The organism is Acidovorax facilis (assembly GCF_023913775.1).
Classification (GTDB): domain Bacteria; phylum Pseudomonadota; class Gammaproteobacteria; order Burkholderiales; family Burkholderiaceae_C; genus Acidovorax; species Acidovorax facilis.
In genome coordinates, this window is the sequence record NZ_JAMXAX010000066.1 from 1 (window position 1) to 20479 (window position 20479).

The window sequence follows — 20479 nt, forward strand, 5'->3', positions numbered from 1 at the left end:
CACCGCCCTGGCAGGAGCACCCACCTTGCGCACACCTTCCCGCTGGCACCGCATTCGGGATGTGGTTCTCTCCACCGACCGTCGGCGGCGCACGCTGGTGGCCATGGCGTTGCTCGCGCTGGTGCTCATGACCAGCAGTGCGGGCGTCATGCTGATGGTGGCAACGGCGAGCAGCGCAGTGAACGCCGTTGCCGTGCAGTGGTGGGCCGCCATCTCGGTCGGCGGGATGGTGGTGATGACCGCGTTCATCCGTTCGGGCGAGACCGCGCGGCTCAGCGACCCCTCACTCACCGTGCCCCAGATGGTCTGGACCATCACCAGCGGCGCCGTGGCTTATGTGCTGGCGGGCGACGCGCGGGGCGTGGTGCCCGCCGTGCTGGCCATGATCCTGTTCTTTGGCACCTTTGGCCTGACCGTGGCCGAGGTGATCGGCATCGGCGTGTATGCACTGCTGGCCTTCGGCTGTGCGGTGGCGGCCACCACGCGCTTTAACGCCAGCCCGTTTGGCTACCTGGATACCGCCTATGCGCTCATGGTGCTGATCGTGCTGGGCGGCAGCATTGCGCTGAACCTGCGCATCCAGCGCATCCGCGCGCGGCTGCAGGAGCAGCGCGAGGCGCTGGCCCAGGCGCTCGCCGTCAACCGCGATCTGGCCACCCGCGACGAACTCACGGGCCTGCCCAACCGCCGCGCCATGCAGGACCTGATGGAGCTGGAACGCCGACGCAGCCTGCGCAGCGGCCGCCCCCTGCTGCTGGCCCAGCTGGACATTGACCACTTCAAGCGCGTCAACGACAGCCATGGCCACGCCATGGGCGACCGCGCGCTGCAGGCCTTTGCGGGCGCGGTGCGGGCCAGCGTGCGCGACACCGATGTGCTGGCCCGCTGGGGCGGCGAAGAGTTTGTGTTGCTGCTGTCGGACACGCGCATAAACGACGCGCGGGACCTGCTCGAACGCGTGCGCGCGGCCGTGGCGGCGATGGAGATCCCGCACACGTCGGGCACGCTGAGCCTGACCGTCTCTGCCGGGCTGGCGCAGCACGTGCCCCACGACACGCTGGAGCTGACGCTGGAGCGCGCCGATCTGGCGCTGTACACCGCCAAATCGCTCGGACGCAACCGCGTGGCGGTGGCGCCATCACCCCGCCGGGGCAGTCGATCCCATAGCGCGCAGACCTGACCGGCCGCAACCGGCCGTTCCGTCTGCTTCTTTCTTCTCGCCTCTTTCCTCTGGTCTCCTCCCGGGACTCAGGCACTCAGCCGTGGCGGTGCGCGCATCTGCTCCGGGGTGGTGAAGTAGGCTGCCAAGGTGCCGAGCTGCTCGCGCGCCTGACGCAGCTCGTGCCGCGCCACGGTGCGCAGGTGCACCTCGTCGGGCCCATCCATCAGCCGCAGCGCGCGGCCCCAGGTCCAGAACGCCGCCAGCGGCGTGTCGGGCGACAGGCCCATGGCGCCAAAGATCTGCATGGCGCGGTCCACCACGCGCTGCTGCAGGCGTGCGGCCACCACCTTGATGGCGGCAACCTGTGCACGCACCTGCCGCGCATCGGCAGCGTCGCCCTGGTCCAGCAGCCAGGCCGCATGCAGCACCAGCAAACGCGCCTGGTCGATCTCGATGCGCGACTCGGCCAGCCATTCCTGCACATTGGCCTGCTCGGCCAGCGGCTTGCCAAAAGCCGTGCGCTCCAGCGCGCGCTCGGTGGCCAGGGAGAGCGCCAGCTCGCACTGGCCGATGGTGCGCATGCAGTGGTGCACGCGGCCCGGCCCCAGGCGCGCCTGCGCCATCGCAAAGCCGGCGCCCCAGTCGCCCAGCAGGTGGTCGGCAGGCACACGCACGCCCTGCAGCAGGATCTCGCAATGCCCCTCGGGTGCATGGTGATGCAGCACGCTGATGTTGCGCACGATCTGCACACCCGGCGTGTCCACGGGCACCAGCACCATGCTGTGGCGATGGTGGCTGTCGGTCTGGACGTCACCTGCATTGCGGCACAGCACGATGAGCAGCTGGCAATGCGGATGCGCCGCGCCGGTGATGAACCACTTGCGACCGCTGAGCACCAGGTGGTCACCCTCGCGCCGCACCGTGGTCTGCAGGTTGGTAGGGTCGGACGAGGCCACGTCGGGCTCGCTCATCGCAAATGCCGAACGCATATGGCCGTGCAGCAACGGCACCAGCCAGCGGGCGCGCTGGGCAGGTGTGGCAAAGCGGTGCAACAGCTCGATGTTGCCGGTGTCCGGCGCGTGGCAGTTGAACACCTCGGCCGCCCACGGCAGGCGGCCCATGACCTCGGCCAGCGGCGCGTAGTCGAGGTTGGACAGCCGCGTGCCGGGCTCGTCGTCCTCGAGCGTGGGCAGGAACAGGTTCCACAGGCCTTCCTCGCGGGCGAGCGCCTTCAGGTCCTCCACAAAAGGCGGCGGGTAGTCGCCCGCCAGCACGGCCGCATGCCAGGCGGGGTTGTAGGGCAGCAGATACCGGTCCATGAACGCCAGCAGGCGATCACGCCATTGAAGGGCCAGAGGGGAAGGTGCGAAGTCCATGAGGGCATTGTGAAAACAGCGCCAGCGCGCGTCACAACGCAGGCGACAACGGGCTTGATACAGGTCAGGACCGGGCCAGGTGGGTGGCACAGCGGGCCTACAGATGCTTCTGTTTTTATAGCTGTTATCGCTTATCAAACAAGCGCTAGAGCCCTATTTCATGCAAGAAACCTCAACACCACACGCTACCATCGCCCCATGAGCACCCATTACGAAACCCTGCCCCACGCCGACACCTACCGCGAGGCCTTTGCGGTCGAGCCACCGCAGGCCCTGGGTGAACGCCACCTGTGGCCACGCAAGCCCGGCTTCTTCATCGTGCATGCGGCCACGGCAGCCGCCATCGCCCAGCCAGTGGTGGCCAAAGCGGCGGCCGACGCCGAACCCAGCCCCCCGGCAGACACGCCCACAGACGCACCCGCCGCCAGCACGGAACGCGTGCTCGTGCCCGCGCAATGGGGCCTGGTGCCGCACTGGGTCAAGTCGGCATCCGATGCCAAGCTGCGCGCGCCCAAGCTGGTCAATGCCAAGTCCGACACCGCCTCCACCGGCACCGCGTTCCGCGACGCGTGGCTGAATGGCCAGCGCTGCATCGTGCCCATGGTGGCGTTTTACGAAGACGACCTGCGCAGCGGCAAGGCCGTGCCTACCCGCGTGGCGCGCGTGGACGGCAAGCCCATGGGCGTGGCGGGCCTGTGGGCGCGCTGGCAGGGGGCCGATGGCGAGGTGATCATCAGCTACTGCCTGCTCACGGTAAACGCCAACAACCACGCACTGCTGCACCGCTACGGCCAGCCCGGCAGCGAAAAAAGCATGCCCGCCATCCTGAACGAAGGCGCCTACGACGCGTGGCTCACGGCCCGGCCAGAGAAGGCCAAGGAGTTCATGCGCCAATACGCAGCGCAGTGGCTCACAGCCAACCCGGTGGAGAAAAAGGCAGACAAGGTGCCCAAGGGCTTGCTGGGCTGATGCCGCGCCGCGTGAGCGGCACGGTGGCGCGGTAGGGGACTCAGGACGGCCGCTTCATCTGGCAGGACGTGGGCTGGGCGCTGATGTAGTTGTCCCAGGCCACTTCGGAGCGGAAGCCGTAGCCGGTCTTCTCCGCGTCGTACTTCACGCCCTTGCTGCCCTGCTTGGCCCAGATGCCCAGGTACAGCGGCGCTTCGAGCTGGTGGTCGGTCTTGCGCATGCGCACCTCGCCCATGGGGCTCTTGTAGGTCATGCCTTCCAGCGCCAGGGCCACCTTCTTGGCGTCGGTGGACTGGGCCTTGCGCATGGCTTCACGCAGCATGTGCATGCTGTTCCAGTGCGCGGCAAACACAAAGTCGTCGCCGGTCTTCTTCTTGTAGTCCACGTAGATCTTTTCCAGATCGGGCGTGGGGGCGTTGTGCACCCAGTTCCAGATCACCCCCACCTTGCCTTCGCCCCAGGGCCCGATCTGCGCGGGCGTGCCGGGGTTGTTGGCGTTGAGGGTGAAGTAGTTGATGTTCAGGCCGTAGTCGCGCGAGGACTTGAACAGCAGCGTCAGGTCGCTGCCCCAGTTGGAGGTGATGACCGTATCGGCCTTGGCAGCGGCCATCTTGGCCACATAGGGGGCAAAGTCGCGCGTCTGCGCGATGGGGATGAAGTCATCGCCCACGATTTCGATGTCGGGCCGCTTGCGCGCCAGGTATTCCTTGGCGGCCTTGGAGACCTGGCGGCCGTGGGTGTAGTCCTGGTTGAGCAGGTACACGCGCTTCACGTCCTTGCGGCCTTGCAGGTAGGTGGTCAGCGCCTCCATCTTCATCTCGCTCGATGGATAGAAACGGAAGTGCCAAAAGCTGCAGCGCTCGTTGGTGAGCTGCGGGTCCATGGCGGCGTAGTTCAGGTACACGGTGGCGCGCTCCGGGTCGCGCTCGGCGAGCTTGTTGAGCCCGTCCACCAGCGCCAGCGCCACCCCCGATCCACCCCCTTGGGTGATGTAGCGCACGCCCCGGTCGGTGGCAGCCTTCAGGGCGTTCAGGCTCTCCTGCGGCGTGCCCTTGTTGTCAAAGTCCATCACCTCGAACTTGGGCTCGTTGGGCCCGGCCTCGGCGTTGACCTGCGCCACCACCTCGCGCAGCTGATTGAGCGAGCTTTGGCCGGTGAGCGCAAAGGGGCCGGACAGCAGGTCGATGAAGCCGATCTTCACCGTCTCGGCCGCGCCGGCGTGTGCCGCCATCACCAGCGCTGCGGCGCAGGCGCCGGCCTGAAGCCATTGATGAGGCCATTTCCTGGGAACCATGTTCATGGGTGTCTCCGTGGGGTGGGTGAGTGGGAAAGAAAGGAAAGCCGAAAGCCGTCAACACGTGGCTGCGTCACTCGCCGCCGAACACCGCGCCATGGCGTTGCCGCAGCTCGTTTTTCTGGACCTTGCCGGTGCCGCCCAGCGGCAGGCTTTCGACAAACAGCACTTCGTCGGGCAGCCACCACTTGGCAACGCGCTCTGCGAGGAAGTCCAGGATCTGCGCCTTGTCGAGCGACTGGCCGGGCTTGCGCACGATGAAGAGCAGCGGGCGTTCGTCCCACTTGGGGTGCTTGACGCCGATGACAGCGGCCATGGCCACCGCCGGATGCGCCACGGCGGCGTTCTCCAGGTCGATGGAGCTGATCCACTCTCCGCCCGACTTGATCACGTCCTTGGTGCGGTCGCGGATCTGCACCACGCCCTGGGGGCTGATGGTGGCGATGTCGCCGGTGGGGAACCAGCCATCGACCAGCGCCGAACGCTCGGCCTTGTGGTACCGGTCCACGATCCACTGGCCGCGCACCATCAGCTCGCCCTGCGCCACCCCGTCGCGGGGCAGGCTGGCGCCGTTTTCATCCACGAGCTTGAGTTCGATGCCAAACACCGACTTGCCCTGCTTGGCCACCAGTGCATGGCGGTCCTCGGGCGGCAGCTCGGCATCGGCCGCGCCCAGCACGCTTATGGTGGCGATGGCGGTGGTCTCGGTCATGCCCCAGCCATGGCGCACCTCCACGTCGTACACGTCGCTGAACTTGGCGATCAGCGCCTTGGGCATGGCCGAGCCGCCCACGCCCGTGCGCCGCATGGTGGTAAAGCGCAGCAGGTTCTGCTCCACATGCTGGATCAGGCCCATCCAGATCGTGGGCACGCCCGCGCTGACGGTGACGCGCTCGGTCTCCATCAGCTCGTACAGGCTGGCGGCGTCCAGGCGCGGGCCGGGCAGCACCAGCTTGGCCCCGCCAATTAGGGCCGCGTAGGGCAGGCACCAGGCGTTGATGTGGAACATGGGCACCACGGGCAGGACGGTCTCCCGCGCGCTGATGCTCAGCACACCCGGCATGCAGGCCGACAGGGCACTGAGCGCCAGCGCCCGGTGCGAATACAGCACGCCCTTGGGGTTGCCGGTGGTGCCGGATGTGTAGCACAGCGCTGCGCCGGTCTTTTCATCACATTCGGGCCACGCAAAGCGGTCATGCTGGCCGGCCGCCAGTGTCTCGTAGGCCTCGGCCCTGGACACCCCTTGCAGGTCGATGGTGCCCAGCGTGTCCGCATCACACAGCGCCACCCAGTGCCGTACGCGGGGGCACGACGCCGCAATGGCGCGCACCAGCGGTGCAAAAGTGGTGTCAAACAGCACCACCTCATCGTCGGCGTGGTTGACGATGTAGGCCAGCTGCTCGGGGTGCAGGCGTGGGTTGCAGGTGTGCATGACCATGCCGCTGCCGGACACGGCGTAGTACGCCTCCAGGTGGCGGTAGTTGTTCCAGGCCAGCGACCCCACCACGCTGCCAGGGCGCAGGCCCAGCGCCTGCAGTGCGTTGGCCAGCTGCCGGGCGCGCCGGGCCATGTCGGCAAAGCGGTAGCGGTGCAGGCTGCCATTGGTGTCGCGCGAGACGATCTGCTGGTCGCCGTACTGGTTCTCACCGTGCTCGAGGATGGCCGAAACCAGTAATGGCCGGTCCATCATGCTGCCGGGCTGGTGCTGCTGCATTGCCGTTGTCTCCTAGGGATGTGCGCTGTGCTGCATCCCGGCATCCGTCGGTGCCGGTGCAGAGCCCTCTGTGCTGGGGCTGGCGCATCGTCGCAAACAACGCGGGGCGTGCTTGTCTTCTACGTGACTGGGGAGCTCTGCACCGCCGCGGTGCGCGGTGGTGTCAGAGGCCCAGCGCCATAAAAAGCCCGTCCATGCGCGCCTGCACGGCGGCGTCCATCGCCATGGGGCGGCCCCATTCGCGCCGGGTCTCCCCCCGGCCACTTGTTCGTGGCATCCATCCCCATCTTGCTGCCCAGGCCGCTGACAGGTGAGGCGAAGTCCAGGTAGTCAATCGGTGTGTGCTCCACCAGCAGGGTGTCGCGGGCAGGGTCCATGCGGGTGGTGATGGCCCAGATCACGTCTTTCCAATCGCGCACGTTCACGTCGTCGTCCACCACCACGATGAATTTCGTGTACATGAACTGGCGCAGGTGGCTCCACACGCCCATCATCACGCGCCGTGCGTGGCCGGCGTAGGCCTTGCGGATGCTGACCACGGCCATGCGGTAACTGCAGCCTTCGGGCGGCAGGTAGAAGTCCACGATCTCGGGGAACTGCTTTTGCAACAGCGGGATGAACAGCTCGTTCATAGCCAGGCCGAGCACGGCGGGCTCGTCGGGCGGCTTGCCGGTGTAGGTGCTGTGGTAGATCGCGTCCTTGCGCAGCGTGATTCGGTCCACCGTGAGCACGGGGAACTCGGCGCATTCGTTGTAGTAGCCGGTGTGATCGCCGTACGGCCCTTCCAGCGCGTGCTGCCAGCCGCTGGCGTGGTTGGCATCGGGCTGGATGTGGCCTTCGAGCACGATCTCGGCGGTGGCGGGCACGTGCAGGGGCACACCCAGCGCGGGTGTGACTTCGGTGCGCGCACCGCGCAGCAGCCCGGCAAACTGGTATTCGCTCAACCCATCAGGCACGGGCGTGACGGCACCCAGCAGCGTGGCCGGGTCGGCCCCCAGCGCCACGGCCACGGGGTAGGGCTGGCCGGGATGGGTGGCGCAGTGGTCTGCAAAGTCCAGCGCGCCGCCGCGGTGGGCCAGCCAGCGCACGATGACCTGGTTGCGCGAGAGCACCTGCTGGCGGTAGATGCCCAGGTTCTGCCGCGCCTTGCGCGGCCCGCGGGTGATGGTGAGACCCCAGGTGATGAGGGGGGCCACGTCACCGGGCCAGCAGTGCTGCACGGGCAGGCGGGCCAGGTCAACATCTGGCCCCTCCCACACCTCCTGCTGGCAGGGTGCGCCGCGCGCCACGGTGTGCGGCGCCATGTTCCACAGGGTCTTGAGCAGCTGGCCCATGCCCAGCATGTCCTTGAAGCCTTTCGGCGCCTCGGGCTCCTTGAGGGTGGCCAGCAGTTCGCCCAGGGCGCGCACGCCGTGCAGGTCGGCCACGCCCATGGCGCGGGCCACGCGGTCTGTGGTGCCAAACAGGTTGGTGAGCACCGGCATGCGGTGGCCCATGGGCTGGGTGAAGAGCAGCGCCGGGCCGCCTGCGCGCAGCACGCGGTCGCTGAGCGCAGTCATCTCCAGGTGGGGCGACACGGGCTCCGCCACGCAGCGCAGGTCGCCCGTGGCTTCGAGCTGGGCCATGAAGTCGCGGAGGTCGCGGTAGGCCATATCGGGTCCAGAATTTGAATGAAATTGGCCGCTAGCGCTTTTCCAACAAGCGCAAACAGCTATCAATTAAGGAGCATTCAGCTCCAGACCCTGCCACCGAGGCGCCAGGTCGTGCGGCACATCAATGAGGTCGAGCACGCGGGCCACGCTGTAATCCACCACCTCGCCCACGGTCTGCGGGCGCAGGTAGAAGGCGGGCAGCGGCGGGCAGATGATGCCGCCCATCTCGGTCACGGCCACCATGTTGCGCAGGTGCGTGAGGTGCAGGGGCGACTCGCGCACCATCAGCACCAGGCGGCGGCGCTCCTTGAGGGCCACGTCGGCCGCGCGGGTGAGCAGGTTGTCGGCCAGCCCATGCGCTATGGCAGCCAGCGTGCGCATGGAGCAGGGCGCGACCACCATGGCATGGCACTGGAACGAGCCGCTGGCGATGGCCGCGCCCACGTTGGCCACGTCGTGCACGCGGTGGGCCAGGGCCTCAACGGCGGGGCGGTCCATGTCCAGCTCGTGCTGCAGGTTGCGCCAGCCAGCGTCGGAGACGACCAGGTGGGTCTCGATGCCGCTTTGGCCTTGCAGCACCTGCAGCAGGCGCGCGCCGTACACGGCGCCGCTGGCGCCCGAGATCGCGACGATGATGCGGCGGGTGTGGGCAGCATCAGCCATGCGAGGGCTCCATGGCGGCAGAGCGAACCAAGGGCTGTGCGCGCTGGTCGGCCTCCACCTGCTCCAACACCAGCGCGGCCTGCACGGGGTCAAAGTCTTCATGCACGCGCTTTTTCACACCGTATTGCTGCAGCTGGTAATGCCGGTCGGCCGCAATGCCGTGGCGCGCCAGCGTGCTTTTCACGCAGACCAGCGGACAGCCGTCGAGCGCGATGATGGGCCGGCCCGAGCGCACGGTCTTCATCAGGTGCGGCACGTCGCCGCCCACCCCCGCGATGCACGACATCTCGGCCACGCCGCGCCGGTCGAGCTGCAGCGCCACGTGGTTGGCCAGCTGCGCGGCGCTGGAGCAGCCGGAACAGGAATAGACCAAGGGATGGGTCTGGGGATGGGTGTCGGTGTTCATGCTCACCCTCCGTTGCGTGGAGTCGGGTCCAGGCGGCGGCGCAGGTGGCCCAGCACCTGGCGCGGCGCCAGCTTGTGGACCCACTGGCGCGGGTCCAGCACGGGCAGCTCGATCGCATCGAGCGCGTTCTTCACCACCAGGCCCAGCTCGGTGTCGCCCTCCATCGACAGGCGGCGGCTGAAGAACAGCGTGTCGGGGTCTTGCTGGCGCTGGGCCAGCAGCAAAAAATCATGGGCTGTGGCGCTCAGCGTCACGTCGGCCACCTGCGGCAGCACCAGCGGGGCGTGGGGAGCGAAGCGCTGGCCTGTCCAGGCAAAGTCAAAGGCCAGGCGCGCATCGCGTACCTTCACCCGCATCTTCTTGTGAAGCAACAAGCGGCCCACGTCATCGGGCAGGTGCCGCGCGAGCGCCAGGTTGAGCGCCGTCACCAGCAGCATCGAGCCGGGGTAGGCGGGCAGGCGCGCCAGCAAGGCCCCCACGGGCGGCGGCACCAGCCGTGGGTTCGCGGCAGGGGTGGGTGAAGAAGGGAAAGCAGCCATAGGTTGAAGACGGGCCCTCAGGCCACGTAGAAAAACACGGTGAAGAAGTGGCAGACGCTGCCGCCCAGCACAAACAGGTGCCACAGGCCGTGGCCATGGCGCACGCGGTGGTCCAGTGCATAAAAGACGATGCCCAGCGTGTAGCAGGCGCCGCCCGCCAGCAGCCAGGCAAACCCGGCTGGCGTAAGCGCCTGCCACAGCGGCACCACGGCCACCAGCGCCAACCAGCCCATGAGCACGTAGATGACCAGCGACAGCACGCGTGCACCCCGCGCCCACCAGATCTCCTGCGCGATGCCCAGCAGGGCCAGCCCCCACACCACGCCCAGCAGCGACCAGCCCCAGGCACCGCGCAGCGACACCAGCGCAAACGGCGTGTAGCTGCCCGCAATCAGCAGGTAGATGCTGCAGTGGTCCAGCTTTTGCAGCACGGCCTTGATGGTGCGCCGGCGCACGCTGTGGTACGCGGTGGAGGCGGCGTACAGCGCCACCAGCATGGCGCCGTAGATGCTGAACGCCACCACCTTCCACGGATCGCCCAGGCGTGCAGCAAGGGTGATGAGCACGGCCGTGCCTGCCATGGCGAGCAGGGCGCCCACCAGGTGGCTGATGCTGTTGAAACGTTCGCCGGGGTACATGCGGTGATTCGCTTCGCGTTATGGATGCATCGCAGGCCGCGCGGCAGCACCACGCGCTGCCCCTTGCAGCCCCTGCTCCAGGCCCGGGCGCCCGAACCAGTAGCCATTGCAGGGCAGATCGGGCATGAAGGGCTGCATGCGCTTCACAAAGTCGGGGGTCTTTTTAGGAGTCTCTTTCGCAACCACTGCGCGGCGGGCTTCGTCAAACGCGGCGATCACCTGCGGCATGTGCTGGGCCTGCGGGCTCAGGCGCACCACGTCCACGCCCTGGGCCTGCATCGCCACCAGTTCGTTGGCCAGGTTGTAGACGCGGGCCGACTGGGTCTGCGTGCCGTTAAGCACGAGAAAGCCCTCGCTCTCGCGCGTGCGCAGCGGCAGTCCGTCAGCATGGTCAAGGCAGCTGAACTGGCAGTCGTCCTTGGGCAGGTTGCGGTGGCGTGCGGTAAAGCAGCGTGCCGAATAGGCCAGCGGCATGCGTCCGTAAGCAAACACCTCTGTCTCCAAACCTGCGGGCCGCTGCGCCAGCACGGCAGCGAGCGCGTCCTGCGACATTTCAAGCGGCATCACCCAGCGCGTGGCGCCCTGCTGCGCCATCCATTGCAGCGAGTGCGCGTTGTAGAGGTTCAGGTGCGGCCCGGCCACAAAGGCCTGCGGCCCGGCGGGTGCGCGCGCAAGACAGCTCACCGCACCCATGTCATTGGCCTCGACCAGAAATTCGCCGTTGCCTGTGATCTTGTGCATCACGCCCACGTCGGCGCTGGACTCGATGAGCACCTGGCTGGACAACACCGCCTCCTTGCCCGCGCCCCGCAGCATGCGCGCCAGCGCCAGCCAGTCGGCCAGGCGCAGCTCATGGCGGCGCGAGCATACCGTCTCGCCCAGGTACACCACATCCACAGGCGTGGCGGCCATGGCCTCGTAGAACGCGAACACGGTGTCGCGGGGCCAGTAGTACAGCAACGGGCCGAGAGAGAGTTTCATGGGGCGATCTCCGGGGTTTCATCGTGATATTTCGGATTCAAAGCGGCGCACCGACCTTCGATCTGGCGCGATCCAGGCCAGGGGACGCCGCGCAAGGGCCGCCAAGCCGCGTATGCGGCGCTTCGCTGGCGTGCGCTGGCGTTGTCCCCCTTCCCCTAGCGCGAAGCGCGTAGAGAGAAGGGGGAAGCCGCGCAGCGGCTCAGGGGGTTGTCGCCTGATCATTTCATTTCCAGGGGCGGTGGTAGGCGCCCAGCGTGTGCTGCTGGCCTTCTGCCACCTGGTCCAGGCTGGCCATCCAGCGCGTCTTGGGCGCATAGCGGTGCGGGTAGGCCAGGCACTGGTCCATGGCCTCGCGCCAGACCTGGGTGACCTGCGCCACATACGCGGGGCTGCGCTGGCGGCCTTCGATCTTGATGGCGCGCACACCCATCTTGAGCAGCTGGGGCAGCAGCTCCAGCGTGTTGAGGCTGGTGGGCTCTTCGATGGCGTAGTAGTTCTCGTCATCCCCCACGTCGAAGCGGCCCTTGCACAGTGTGGGGTAGCCCGCGTTCTCGCCGGGTGCATAGCGGTCGATGAGCACACCGTTCAGGCGCGACTCGCGGCCCTGCGGGGTCTCCACCCAGCGCACGGCCTTCGGGGGTGAACACACGCCATGCGTGTTGGGCGATTCGCCGGTCACGTACGACGACAGCGCGCAGCGCCCCTCGACCATCACACACAGGCTGCCGAAGCCGAAGACTTCGATCTCGACCGGCGTGCGATCGATGACCTGGCGCACCTGCTCCATCGAGAGCACGCGCGGCAGCACGGCGCGCACGATACCGAACTGCTCGCGGTAGAAGTTGATGGCCTCGTAGTTGGTAGCCGAGCCCTGCACCGACAGGTGCAGGCGCAGCCGGGGATGGTGCTGCACCGCGTAGTGCATGAGGCCGGGGTCGGCCAGGATGACCGCGTCCACGCCCAGGTCGACCGCCTTGTCCAGTGCGCTGCGCCACGGCCCCGGGTTGGCCGCCTGCGGGTAGGTGTTGAGCGCCATGAAGACCTTGCAGCCGCGACCATGCGCATAGGCAATGCCGTTGGCGATGGCGGCCTCGTCAAAGTTGAGGCCCGCAAAATTGCGCGCGTTGGTGGCGTCGCGCAGGCCCAGGTAGACGCAGTTGGCGCCGTGGTCCACAGCGGCCTTCAGGGCGGGCAAGCTGCCGGCGGGGCAGACGAGTTCCAGACCAGGGGTTGCAGCCACTGGCAAGGCGACCGCCATCGAATTCAAGGGTTCCATCACAAACATTCAAACGCTGGCCCCGGTGCGGGCCACAGCACTGGGCGCCACCATAATGAGGACACCCCACGCATCCGCTGATCTTCATCAACGGCGGTGCACAATTCCGGAGCAAACCAGTCGGGTTTTGATGTGGCCCGCCTCCGCAGCGCACCCCATAGCCGCCAGGCCTTGACTTGCGTCTACGCTGTCCCACTTTTCGTTCCTTCCTTTTGCCCAACCCGGGCGCTGCCCTGTCATGAACAAGAACCTGTGGCTGCTGGCGCTGTGCCAAGGCCTTTTCCTCACCAACAACGTTGTCTTCATTGCCATCAATGGCCTGGTGGGCCTGCAGCTGGCGCCCTTTGGCTGGATGGCCACGCTGCCGGTGATGGGCTACGTGGTGGGCGGGGCGCTGTCCACCCCGCTGGTGGCGCGCACGCAGTCGCGCTGGGGGCGCAAGGTGTCGTTCCAGATCGGGCTGGCCGTGGCCGTGGCATCGGCCGCGCTGTGTGCCTGGGCGGCGTTCAGCGGCAGCTTCTGGCTGCTGTGCACCGCTACGCTGGTGGCGGGCTACTACAGCGCCAACGGTGGCCTGTACCGCTTTGCGGCCGCCGAGCTGGCGGCCCCGGACTACCGCGAGAAGGCCGTGTCGTTGGTGCTGGCCGGTGGCCTGCTGGGCGCCGTGGCAGGCCCCAACCTGGCCAGCGCCACGCGCACGCTGTTCCCGGTGCCGTTTGCAGGCGCCTACATCGCGCTGATGGGGGTGGCGCTACTGGCCATGGCCTGCATGGCCGCCATCCGCTTCGAAGCGCAGCCCGTGGTGCTGAATGCCGCCGGGCAACCGGCACGGGGGCGCCCGCTGGCCGAGTTGCTGCGGCAGCCCGCGATGGTGGTGGCCATCCTGGGTGCCGCTTTGGGCTATGGCGTGATGAACCTGCTGATGGCCGCCACGCCACTGGCCATGCAGGTGTGCGGGTTTGACTTTGACGCGTCGGCCCTGGTGCTGGAATGGCATGTGATCGGCATGTTTGCGCCCGGCTTTTTCACCGGCCACCTGATCAAGCGCTTTGGCGTGTTGCCCGTGATGGGCGTGGGCGTGGCGCTGAACTTCGCCTGTGTGGCCGTGGCGCTGATGGGCGTGGAGCTGCACCACTTCGGCGTTGCGCTGTTCTTCCTGGGGGTGGGCTGGAACTTCCTGTTCACCGGCTCCACCACGCTGGCCATGACGGCCTACCGGCCGGAGGAGAAGGACCGCGCCCAGGCGGCCATCAACTTCTGCGTGTACGCCACGCTGGCGCTGAGCGCGTTCTCGTCGGGCGTGCTGGTCACGACGCAGGGCTGGACGCTGCTGAACGCCGGTTCGCTGGTGCCCATTGTGGTGACGGGGCTGGCGCTGGCCTGGCTGGGGCTGCAGCGCAAGCGCGTTTCAAGCAGCGTCTAAAGGCACCTTAGCCATAGCGCCTTCTGCGACCACCGTGGTGCGCAGCCAGTGTGCAAAGGCCGCCACCGCAGGGTCTTCCAGACGCCCCGGCGCCACGAACAGGCTGTAGCCCCGCGCACCGCTGTCGTGGTGCGGGTGGGCCAGGACCAGCTCGCCCGATTGCAGTTCGCGCTCCACAAAATACCGGGGCACCAGGCCTAGCCCCAAGTCGGCGCGCACCGCCTCCACCAGCATCGAGAACAGATCAAAGCGGTGGCCACCCAACGTGTGGCCCGGAATGCGCGTGATGCCCGCACGGGCCAGCCAGTCGTCCCACGCCCCCAGGCGCGAGCTGAGCTGCAGCAGCGGCACGGCCCGAAAATCGCCGCGCTCTGTCGCACGCCGGTGGCGCGACTGCGGTGCACACACGGCCACGCAGACCTCGGGCATCAGAGGCGCTGGCACCACGCCGGGCCAGGCCGCGTCGTCGTACTGCACGGCCACATCAAACGGGATCTCCGCCATGTAGATCTGCGTGGGGTACACCTGCAAGTGCAGGCTGCAGCCTTTGTGCGCGGCCAGAAAGGCGGGCAGCCGGGGCAGCAGCCAGCGCTCGGCAAACACGGGCACACAGCCCACCAGCAGGCGCGCGCCATCGGGCCGCTGGGCCATGGCTTCGAGCGTGTGGTTCTGCAGCCGCAGCAAGTCGCCCACCACCTGCGCGTGGTAGCGGCGGCCCACGTCGGTGAGCGTGGAGCCGCGTGCGCCGCGCTGCACGAGCTGCAAGCCCAGCTGGCCCTCCAGCAGGCGCAGCTGCTGGCTCACGGCGCTGTGCGTGAGGCAGAGTTCTTCGGCGGCCTTGCTCACGCCGTGGTGGCGTGCCACGGCATCGAAAACAAGCAGGGCGCGGGTGCTGGGGATGTGTTTGCGCATGTAAGAAAAACTGTCGGCTGGGCAGATTAAAGCAGAGCCCAGGGGCGGGGTTCGGTCCAACAATTGCATGGCCCTGCATGCTGGCCCACGGCTCCATCCACGATGGCTGGACAGGCCGGTCACTCCTTCCGTTTGTGTTTGTGTTTCGCTGGATCACCATGACTCTCCCTCTCCATACCTTCCGTGCCACAGCCCTTGCGGGTGCCATGGCCCTCGCCTGCGCCGCCTTGCTGCCCGGTGCCGCCCATGCGCAGTTCGGCGCCGTGGCGCCCACACCCACCACGCTGCGACCCGCCGTGGACAAGGCCTACGGCCAGCTCATGGCTGCGCCCCAGATCCTGCAGCTGCTTGACGCCGTGAAGGCCGACCACGACCGCGCCACCGAAGACCTGCGCATGCTCACCGAGATCGAGGCGCCGCCGTTCAAGGAACAAAAGCGTGCCGAAGCCTTTCTGGCCCGGCTCCAGGCCCTGGGCCTGACCAACGCCGCCATCGATGCCGAAGGCAATGTGGTGGGCGTGCGCAGGGGCACGGGCAACGGCCCCAAGCTGGTCATCTCGGCCCACCTGGACACGGTGTTCCCATCCGGCACCGATGTGAAGGTGAAAGAGCGCGACGGCAAGCTCTATGCGCCCGGCATTTCCGACAACACGCGCGGCCTGGCCGTGCTGCTGTCGTGGCTCAAGGTGTTGAACGACCAGAAGATCGCCACCGTGGGCGACCTGGTGTTTGTGGGCAATGTGGGCGAGGAGGAGCTTGGCAACCTGCGCGGCATGAAGCATTTGTTCAAGGAACACCTGGACATCGACGGCATGGTGGCGCTGGAGCCCGCGCCCGACGGCACGGTGCTGGTGCTGGGCACGGGCAGCCACCGCCACGAGGTGACCTTCAAGGGCCCGGGCGGCCACAGCTACGCCGCGTTCGGCGAGGTGCCCAGCGCCATCCACGGCATGGGCCGCGCCATTGCCAAGATCGCCGACATCCGCACGCCCAAGAGCCCCAAGACCACGTTCACCGTGGGCACCGTGGGCGGCGGCACATCCGTCAACACCATCGCGCCCGATGCACGCATGGCGGTGGACATCCGCTCCGACGAAACAGCCCCGATGCTGGCCACCGAAAAGCAGGTGCTGGCCGCAGTGGACAGCGCCGTGACCGAAGAGAACGCACGCTGGGGTGTGAACACCCTGAGCGCCTCGACCAAGCTCATCGGCGACCGGCCCGGTGGCCGTACGGCGGCGGATTCGGTCATTGTCGAAGCGGCTGTGCGCGCCAACACGGCGTTTGGCCGCAAGACGGTGCTGGGCGGCGCCAGCACCGACGCCAACGTGCCGATGTCGCTGGGCATCCCCGCCATCGTGATCGGGGGCGGCGGCAAGACGGGCGGCTTCCACGCACTGTCCGAGTGGATTGACCTGACGGACGCCTGGAAGGGTGCTCAGACCTCGCTGGTCACGGTGCTGGGGCTGGTGGGGGTGCAGGGTGTGAGCGCACCGCTGCTGGACAAGCGCCCACCCCGCACCAAGTAGTTGCGCGGCAGCGGGGCGCCCCCTCAGCGACACACACCAGCCTGGGAGTGGTGCGGGCCGTGGGTGGCGTGTTGCCGCTTGCCCTGCCGGTCAGGGTCCGCAGCACCACAATTCACGATTGTTGACATGAAGGGGACGCCAAGGTGCGTACCATGGGTGGTTCCGTCCGGGGCGGCGCACCGCCGTCCTTTATCCCTCTGCAGGAGAACACCATGGGTTTGCTCGATTCCGTTCTGGGTGCCGTTATCAACAATGCATCGCAAGGCGGCAATGGCGCCGCTGCAGCCGGTGGGGCCGGGAGTGGCCTGGGCGGCTTGATCAGCCTGGCTGCGCAGAACCCGCAGCTGGTGCAGGCCGTGATGTCCCTGATCAGCAACGACGGCCCGGTGGGTGGTCTGCCGGGGCTGATGGCCAAGTTTCAGCAGGCGGGGCTGGGCAATGTGATTGCGTCCTGGCTGAGCGCGGGACCGAACCAGGCGATCTCAGGCGAACAGTTGTCCAGCGTGCTGGGCAGCGGCCCGCTGTCGCAGATCGCATCGCAACTGGGCGTGGGCCCCGGCGCGGCAGCAGGCCAGCTGGCCCAGGTGCTGCCGGGCCTGATCGACCAGCTGAGCCCGCGCGGCGAGGTGCCGCAGGGCGGGTTTGGCACCTCGAACGACCTGTTCGGAATGCTGGGCGGACTGTTACAAAAATGATAGCTGCTAGCGCCTGCTAGATAAGCGCTGGAGGCCATTTTGGCTTGAAATTTTGGGTAACCGCGACGACCCGGCTACCTCACTGCCGGACAGCGCCGCACCAGCCACTGCTGCAGCAGGTCGAACACCGGCTCGGCCAGTTCCGGGCTTTCATTGAACAGCTCGTGGAACAGGGGTTCAAAGCAGTGTGCATGCACGGCGGCCTTGGGGGCTGCGGCCGCAAAGGCACGGCTGCCCGCAGGGTGGACCAGCTTGTCGCTGCCCGCCCACATCAGCAGCGTGGGCACGCTCCAGTGCGCGGCGCGGGCCACGGTGGCGGGGCCGCCGTTGGCGATGAAGCGGGCCAGGCGGGCGCTGATGCGGTCGTGGCACAGCGGGTCGGCCAGGTAGGCCGCGACCACGGCCGGGTCGTGCGAGAGGTACTGCGCATCGAGCCCATTGCCCACGCGCAGGTTGGGTGCGATGCGCGGCAGCGTGGCCAGCAGCAGCTTTTGCACGGCGCCCAGGCCCGCATCCAGCGCGGGGGATGACAACACCAGGGCGTCCACAGGCCGTATCTTCAACGACACAAAACGCGAAGCCACAAGCCCGCCCATGCTGTGGCCCAGCAACACCAGGGGCTGGCCTGCGGGCATGCGGGCGCGCGTGGCGTCCACCAGGTCGGCCAGGTCATCCAGCAGGCGCAGGTCCGAAGTGAGGCCGCCACGCGGCCCGCCGGATTCGCCGTGACCATACTGGTCGTAACCCCGCACGGCAAAACCCCAGTCGTTGAGGCGGCGGGCCACCGCGTCGTAGCGGCCCACATGTTCGCCCAGGCCATGCACCAGCAGCACGGTGCCCCGGCAGGGCTCGCCCTCGGGCAGGGGCCAGTCCTGCACAGCCAGGTTTTCGCCATCGCTGGCGGTGAAGGTGGTGAGGGTGGAGGGAATGGGGTCGTCAGAGATCATGGCGGGCGGTGCTGTTGAGCGGGCAATCGCTCAACCAGGAAAGAACAGGAAGGCAATCCCATAAAAAGGCGGTACGGCATGGCCCGGCGGGGGCCGAACGCAGCATGCGTGGCGCAACCCGCATCAGGCGATGGAGGCCCAGAGGTCGTCCCAATCCGTGGGCAGAAAATTGCCTTCGCGGCGCAACACCTGCTGGTGCTGGCGGTTGAGCACATAGTGCGTGGGGCGGCGGGTGATGGTGCCAAAGCTGTCCTGGTGCCCCACAGCGTTGCGCCAGGCAATCGGAAAGCGCTGCTCGGCAGGCACGGACACTTTGAGCAGCTCGATGTACTGCATGAAGTCCGCGTTTTTTTCGTCCATGTTCACGCCCAGCAGCACAAAGTCGCGCTGGCGGTTGTTCGTATAGAACTCGCGCATCAGCCGCAGCTCGTTGGTGCACAGGGCGCAACCAGCGGTGAAAAAGCTCACCAGGCACACCTTGCCCGCAAAGTCGGTCAGTGCGACAGGCTTGCCTTCGCTGTTGGTGCCCAACAGCGTGTGGCGCGGGCCAGGAGCGGCAACCCCCGCCGTTGCCGCAGGCGCCTGGGCATGGACAAGAGGGTGTACCGCAGCGGCCAGTGTGGTGGCCGTACAGGCGTGGAGAAAAGCGCGTTTGTCCATGGTGATCTGTGCCTGCCAGAAGGGTGTGAGGACTTGCGCAAACCGGAACGCAGCGGCCGCATCGCTTGGAGCGTGCCGGCTGCCCATGCCCATTTTTGCGTCAGTCTTGGGTGTGAAAGAACGGTGAAAGCTGAAAAGATCGCGCCTATCAGCCCGCTGCGGCAGGTGCGACCGCCTGCTGTGCCATGCCTGCAATCACCTGCGCCACGGCGGCGGTGAGCTTCTTGGCGTAGGGCACATGCAGGAACTCGTTGGGGCCGTGGGCGTTGCTTTTGGGGCCGAGCACACCACACACCATCATTTGCGCGGTGGGGAAGCCTTCGCTGAGCATGTTCATGAGAGGGATGGTGCCGCCCTGGCCGATGTAGCCGCAGGGTGCGCCGAAGTGGGCCTGCGAGGCGGCGTTGAGCGCCTGCTCGAACCAGGGCGTGGTGGCGGGGGCATTCCAGCCTGTGGCGCCGCTCATGCTCTGGAAGGTGACCTTGGCCTGGTAAGGCGCGTTGTCTTCCAGCAAGGCCTTGAGTTCCTGCACAGCCTGGGCGGCATCTACCAGGGGCGGCAGGCGCAGGCTGAGCTTGAAGGCGGTGTAGGGGCGCAGCACATTGCCTGCGTCCTGCAGGGCCGGGAAGCCTTCGGCGCCGGTCACGCTCAGCGTGGGCTCCCAGGTGCGCTTGAGCAGGGCCTGCAGCGGGTCGGTGGTGGTGGGCAATGCAAAGGTGGTGGAGCCGCCGCAGTCGTAGTGCGCCCAGGGGAAGCGCTTGTACACCTCTTCGCCCAGGATGCCCGCCGTGGCGCGGGCCTGGGCCAGGCGGTCGGCAGGCACTTCGCAATGAAAGCTCTGGGGCAGGAGACGGCCGGTGGCGCTGTCTTCGAGCCGGTCGAGCACCTGCCGCATGATGCGGAACGACGAAGGCACCAGGCCCGAGGCGTCACCGGAGTGGATGCCTTCGGTAAGGATCTCGACCTTGAGCGTGCCGGTGGCCATGCCGCGCAGGCTGGTGGTGAGCCACAGCTGGTCGTAGTTGCCGGCGCCCGAGTCCAGGCACACCACCAGTGCCACGTTGCCCATACGGGGCTTGAGGGCGTCGATGTAGGGCAGCAGGTCGCGCGAGCCGCTTTCCTCGCAGGTCTCGATCAGGCCCACGATGCGCGGGTGGGGCACGTTCTGGCGCTTGAGCTCCTGCACGGCGGCGATGCTGGCGTACACCGCGTAGCCGTCATCGGCGCCGCCCCGGCCATAGAGCTTGCCGTCTTCGTACTTGGGCGTCCAAGGGCCGAGGTCGTTGCGCCAGCCGCTGAACTCGGGTTGCTTGTCGAGGTGGCCGTACATGAGCACGGTATCGGTGGCGCCGGCCTGGGTGGCGTCGATTTCAAAGAACAGCACGGGGGTGCGGCCTTCCAGGCGCACGATTTCGAGCGTGAGGCCTTCAACCTTCTGCGACTCGACCCACGCGGCGGCGTTGCGCACCACGGTGTCGAGCAGGCCCTGCTCGGCCCAATCGGGCGAGAACATGGGCGACTTGGCGGGGATGGCGATGTAGTCGGTGAGCTGGCGAACAATGTCGTTGTCCCAGGCTTGGCTGACCCGTTCGAGGGCCAGGGCGGGTTGCAGGGCGTGGGGTGGGACTCGGGCGTTCATGGGC

Annotated in this window: 18 protein-coding genes and 1 pseudogene; 5 read left to right on the plus strand and 14 right to left on the minus strand. The window is 67.5% G+C overall.

What is annotated here, in order from left to right:
- On the plus strand, positions 1 to 1180 hold a 1180-nt coding region (locus tag NFX52_RS17595), incomplete at its 5' end, for a diguanylate cyclase (protein ID WP_353848491.1).
- 68 nt (positions 1181 to 1248) lie between these two features.
- Here the strand turns inward: NFX52_RS17595 and NFX52_RS17600 are convergent.
- Positions 1249 to 2538 carry an acyl-CoA dehydrogenase family protein gene (locus NFX52_RS17600; RefSeq protein ID WP_055395816.1) on the minus strand — a complete coding sequence of 430 codons (1290 nt, stop codon included), beginning with the start codon at positions 2536 to 2538 and terminating at the stop codon, positions 1249 to 1251.
- Between the two features lie 198 nt (positions 2539 to 2736).
- Here NFX52_RS17600 and NFX52_RS17605 point away from each other — a divergent pair, with 198 nt between their 5' ends.
- Entirely contained in the window at positions 2737 to 3507 is a 771-nt protein-coding gene (locus NFX52_RS17605; RefSeq protein ID WP_055395818.1) for an SOS response-associated peptidase, read from the plus strand.
- Between the two features lie 40 nt (positions 3508 to 3547).
- On the opposite strand, the gene NFX52_RS17610 is transcribed toward NFX52_RS17605, so the two are convergent.
- The 9 genes and pseudogenes from NFX52_RS17610 to ubiU all read right to left on the minus strand — a co-directional run bounded on the left by NFX52_RS17610 (position 3548) and on the right by ubiU (position 12670).
- Positions 3548 to 4807, minus strand: coding sequence for a branched-chain amino acid ABC transporter substrate-binding protein (locus NFX52_RS17610; protein WP_082437336.1), 1260 nt, complete (start codon positions 4805 to 4807; stop codon positions 3548 to 3550).
- Positions 4808 to 4874: 67 nt separating this feature from the next.
- A complete protein-coding gene (locus NFX52_RS17615) occupies positions 4875 to 6515 on the minus strand; it encodes a long-chain-fatty-acid--CoA ligase (protein WP_252635754.1) in 1641 nt (546 codons plus the stop codon).
- 163 nt (positions 6516 to 6678) lie between these two features.
- Positions 6679 to 8167 (minus strand): annotated as a pseudogene (gene ubiD, locus NFX52_RS17620) (4-hydroxy-3-polyprenylbenzoate decarboxylase).
- A gap of 66 nt (positions 8168 to 8233) precedes the next feature.
- Positions 8234 to 8830: a UbiX family flavin prenyltransferase gene (locus NFX52_RS17625; RefSeq protein ID WP_055395824.1), complete on the minus strand. Its 597-nt coding sequence runs from the start codon at positions 8828 to 8830 to the stop codon at positions 8234 to 8236.
- Positions 8823 to 9236 carry a putative zinc-binding protein gene (locus tag NFX52_RS17630; RefSeq protein WP_055395826.1) on the minus strand — a complete coding sequence of 138 codons (414 nt, stop codon included), beginning with the start codon at positions 9234 to 9236 and terminating at the stop codon, positions 8823 to 8825. The genes NFX52_RS17625 and NFX52_RS17630 overlap by 8 nt, the downstream gene beginning before the upstream one ends.
- Positions 9237 to 9238: 2 nt before the next feature.
- Complete coding sequence (ubiT, locus tag NFX52_RS17635; protein ID WP_055395828.1) at positions 9239 to 9775, minus strand: ubiquinone anaerobic biosynthesis accessory factor UbiT; 537 nt, start codon at positions 9773 to 9775, stop codon at positions 9239 to 9241.
- A 17-nt stretch (positions 9776 to 9792) separates the two neighbouring features.
- Complete coding sequence (gene trhA / locus NFX52_RS17640) at positions 9793 to 10413, minus strand: PAQR family membrane homeostasis protein TrhA (RefSeq protein WP_055395829.1); 621 nt, start codon at positions 10411 to 10413, stop codon at positions 9793 to 9795.
- 18 nt (positions 10414 to 10431) lie between these two features.
- Complete coding sequence (locus NFX52_RS17645; RefSeq protein ID WP_055395831.1) at positions 10432 to 11394, minus strand: U32 family peptidase; 963 nt, start codon at positions 11392 to 11394, stop codon at positions 10432 to 10434.
- Positions 11395 to 11617: 223 nt separating this feature from the next.
- The gene (gene ubiU, locus NFX52_RS17650; protein ID WP_238385518.1) at positions 11618 to 12670 is read right to left on the minus strand and encodes a ubiquinone anaerobic biosynthesis protein UbiU; all 1053 of its coding nucleotides are present in this window, start codon (positions 12668 to 12670) and stop codon (positions 11618 to 11620) included.
- Positions 12671 to 12908: 238 nt separating this feature from the next.
- Between ubiU and NFX52_RS17655 the strand changes: the two genes are divergently transcribed.
- Positions 12909 to 14093 carry an MFS transporter gene (locus tag NFX52_RS17655; RefSeq protein ID WP_055395833.1) on the plus strand — a complete coding sequence of 395 codons (1185 nt, stop codon included), beginning with the start codon at positions 12909 to 12911 and terminating at the stop codon, positions 14091 to 14093.
- On the opposite strand, the gene NFX52_RS17660 is transcribed toward NFX52_RS17655, so the two are convergent.
- On the minus strand, positions 14079 to 15005 hold the full coding sequence (locus NFX52_RS17660) for a LysR family transcriptional regulator (protein WP_055395835.1): 927 nt from the start codon (positions 15003 to 15005) through the stop codon (positions 14079 to 14081). The genes NFX52_RS17655 and NFX52_RS17660 overlap by 15 nt on opposite strands.
- A 158-nt stretch (positions 15006 to 15163) precedes the next feature.
- On the opposite strand from NFX52_RS17660, the gene NFX52_RS17665 reads away from it, so the two are divergent.
- Both NFX52_RS17665 and NFX52_RS17670 read left to right on the plus strand, forming a co-directional pair.
- The gene (locus NFX52_RS17665) at positions 15164 to 16534 is read left to right on the plus strand and encodes a M20/M25/M40 family metallo-hydrolase (RefSeq protein ID WP_055395844.1); all 1371 of its coding nucleotides are present in this window, start codon (positions 15164 to 15166) and stop codon (positions 16532 to 16534) included.
- A gap of 212 nt (positions 16535 to 16746) precedes the next feature.
- Positions 16747 to 17229, plus strand: coding sequence for a YidB family protein (locus tag NFX52_RS17670; RefSeq protein ID WP_055395837.1), 483 nt, complete (start codon positions 16747 to 16749; stop codon positions 17227 to 17229).
- A gap of 74 nt (positions 17230 to 17303) precedes the next feature.
- Here NFX52_RS17670 and NFX52_RS17675 read toward each other — a convergent pair whose 3' ends face one another.
- From NFX52_RS17675 to NFX52_RS17685, 3 genes are all read right to left on the minus strand, one after another.
- On the minus strand, positions 17304 to 18176 hold the full coding sequence (locus NFX52_RS17675; protein ID WP_252635755.1) for an alpha/beta hydrolase: 873 nt from the start codon (positions 18174 to 18176) through the stop codon (positions 17304 to 17306).
- Between the two features lie 123 nt (positions 18177 to 18299).
- Positions 18300 to 18923, minus strand: coding sequence for a peroxiredoxin family protein (locus tag NFX52_RS17680; RefSeq protein ID WP_162239790.1), 624 nt, complete (start codon positions 18921 to 18923; stop codon positions 18300 to 18302).
- 61 nt (positions 18924 to 18984) lie between these two features.
- Complete coding sequence (locus tag NFX52_RS17685; protein WP_055401400.1) at positions 18985 to 20475, minus strand: M20 family metallopeptidase; 1491 nt, start codon at positions 20473 to 20475, stop codon at positions 18985 to 18987.
- Positions 20476 to 20479 lie beyond the last annotated feature (4 nt).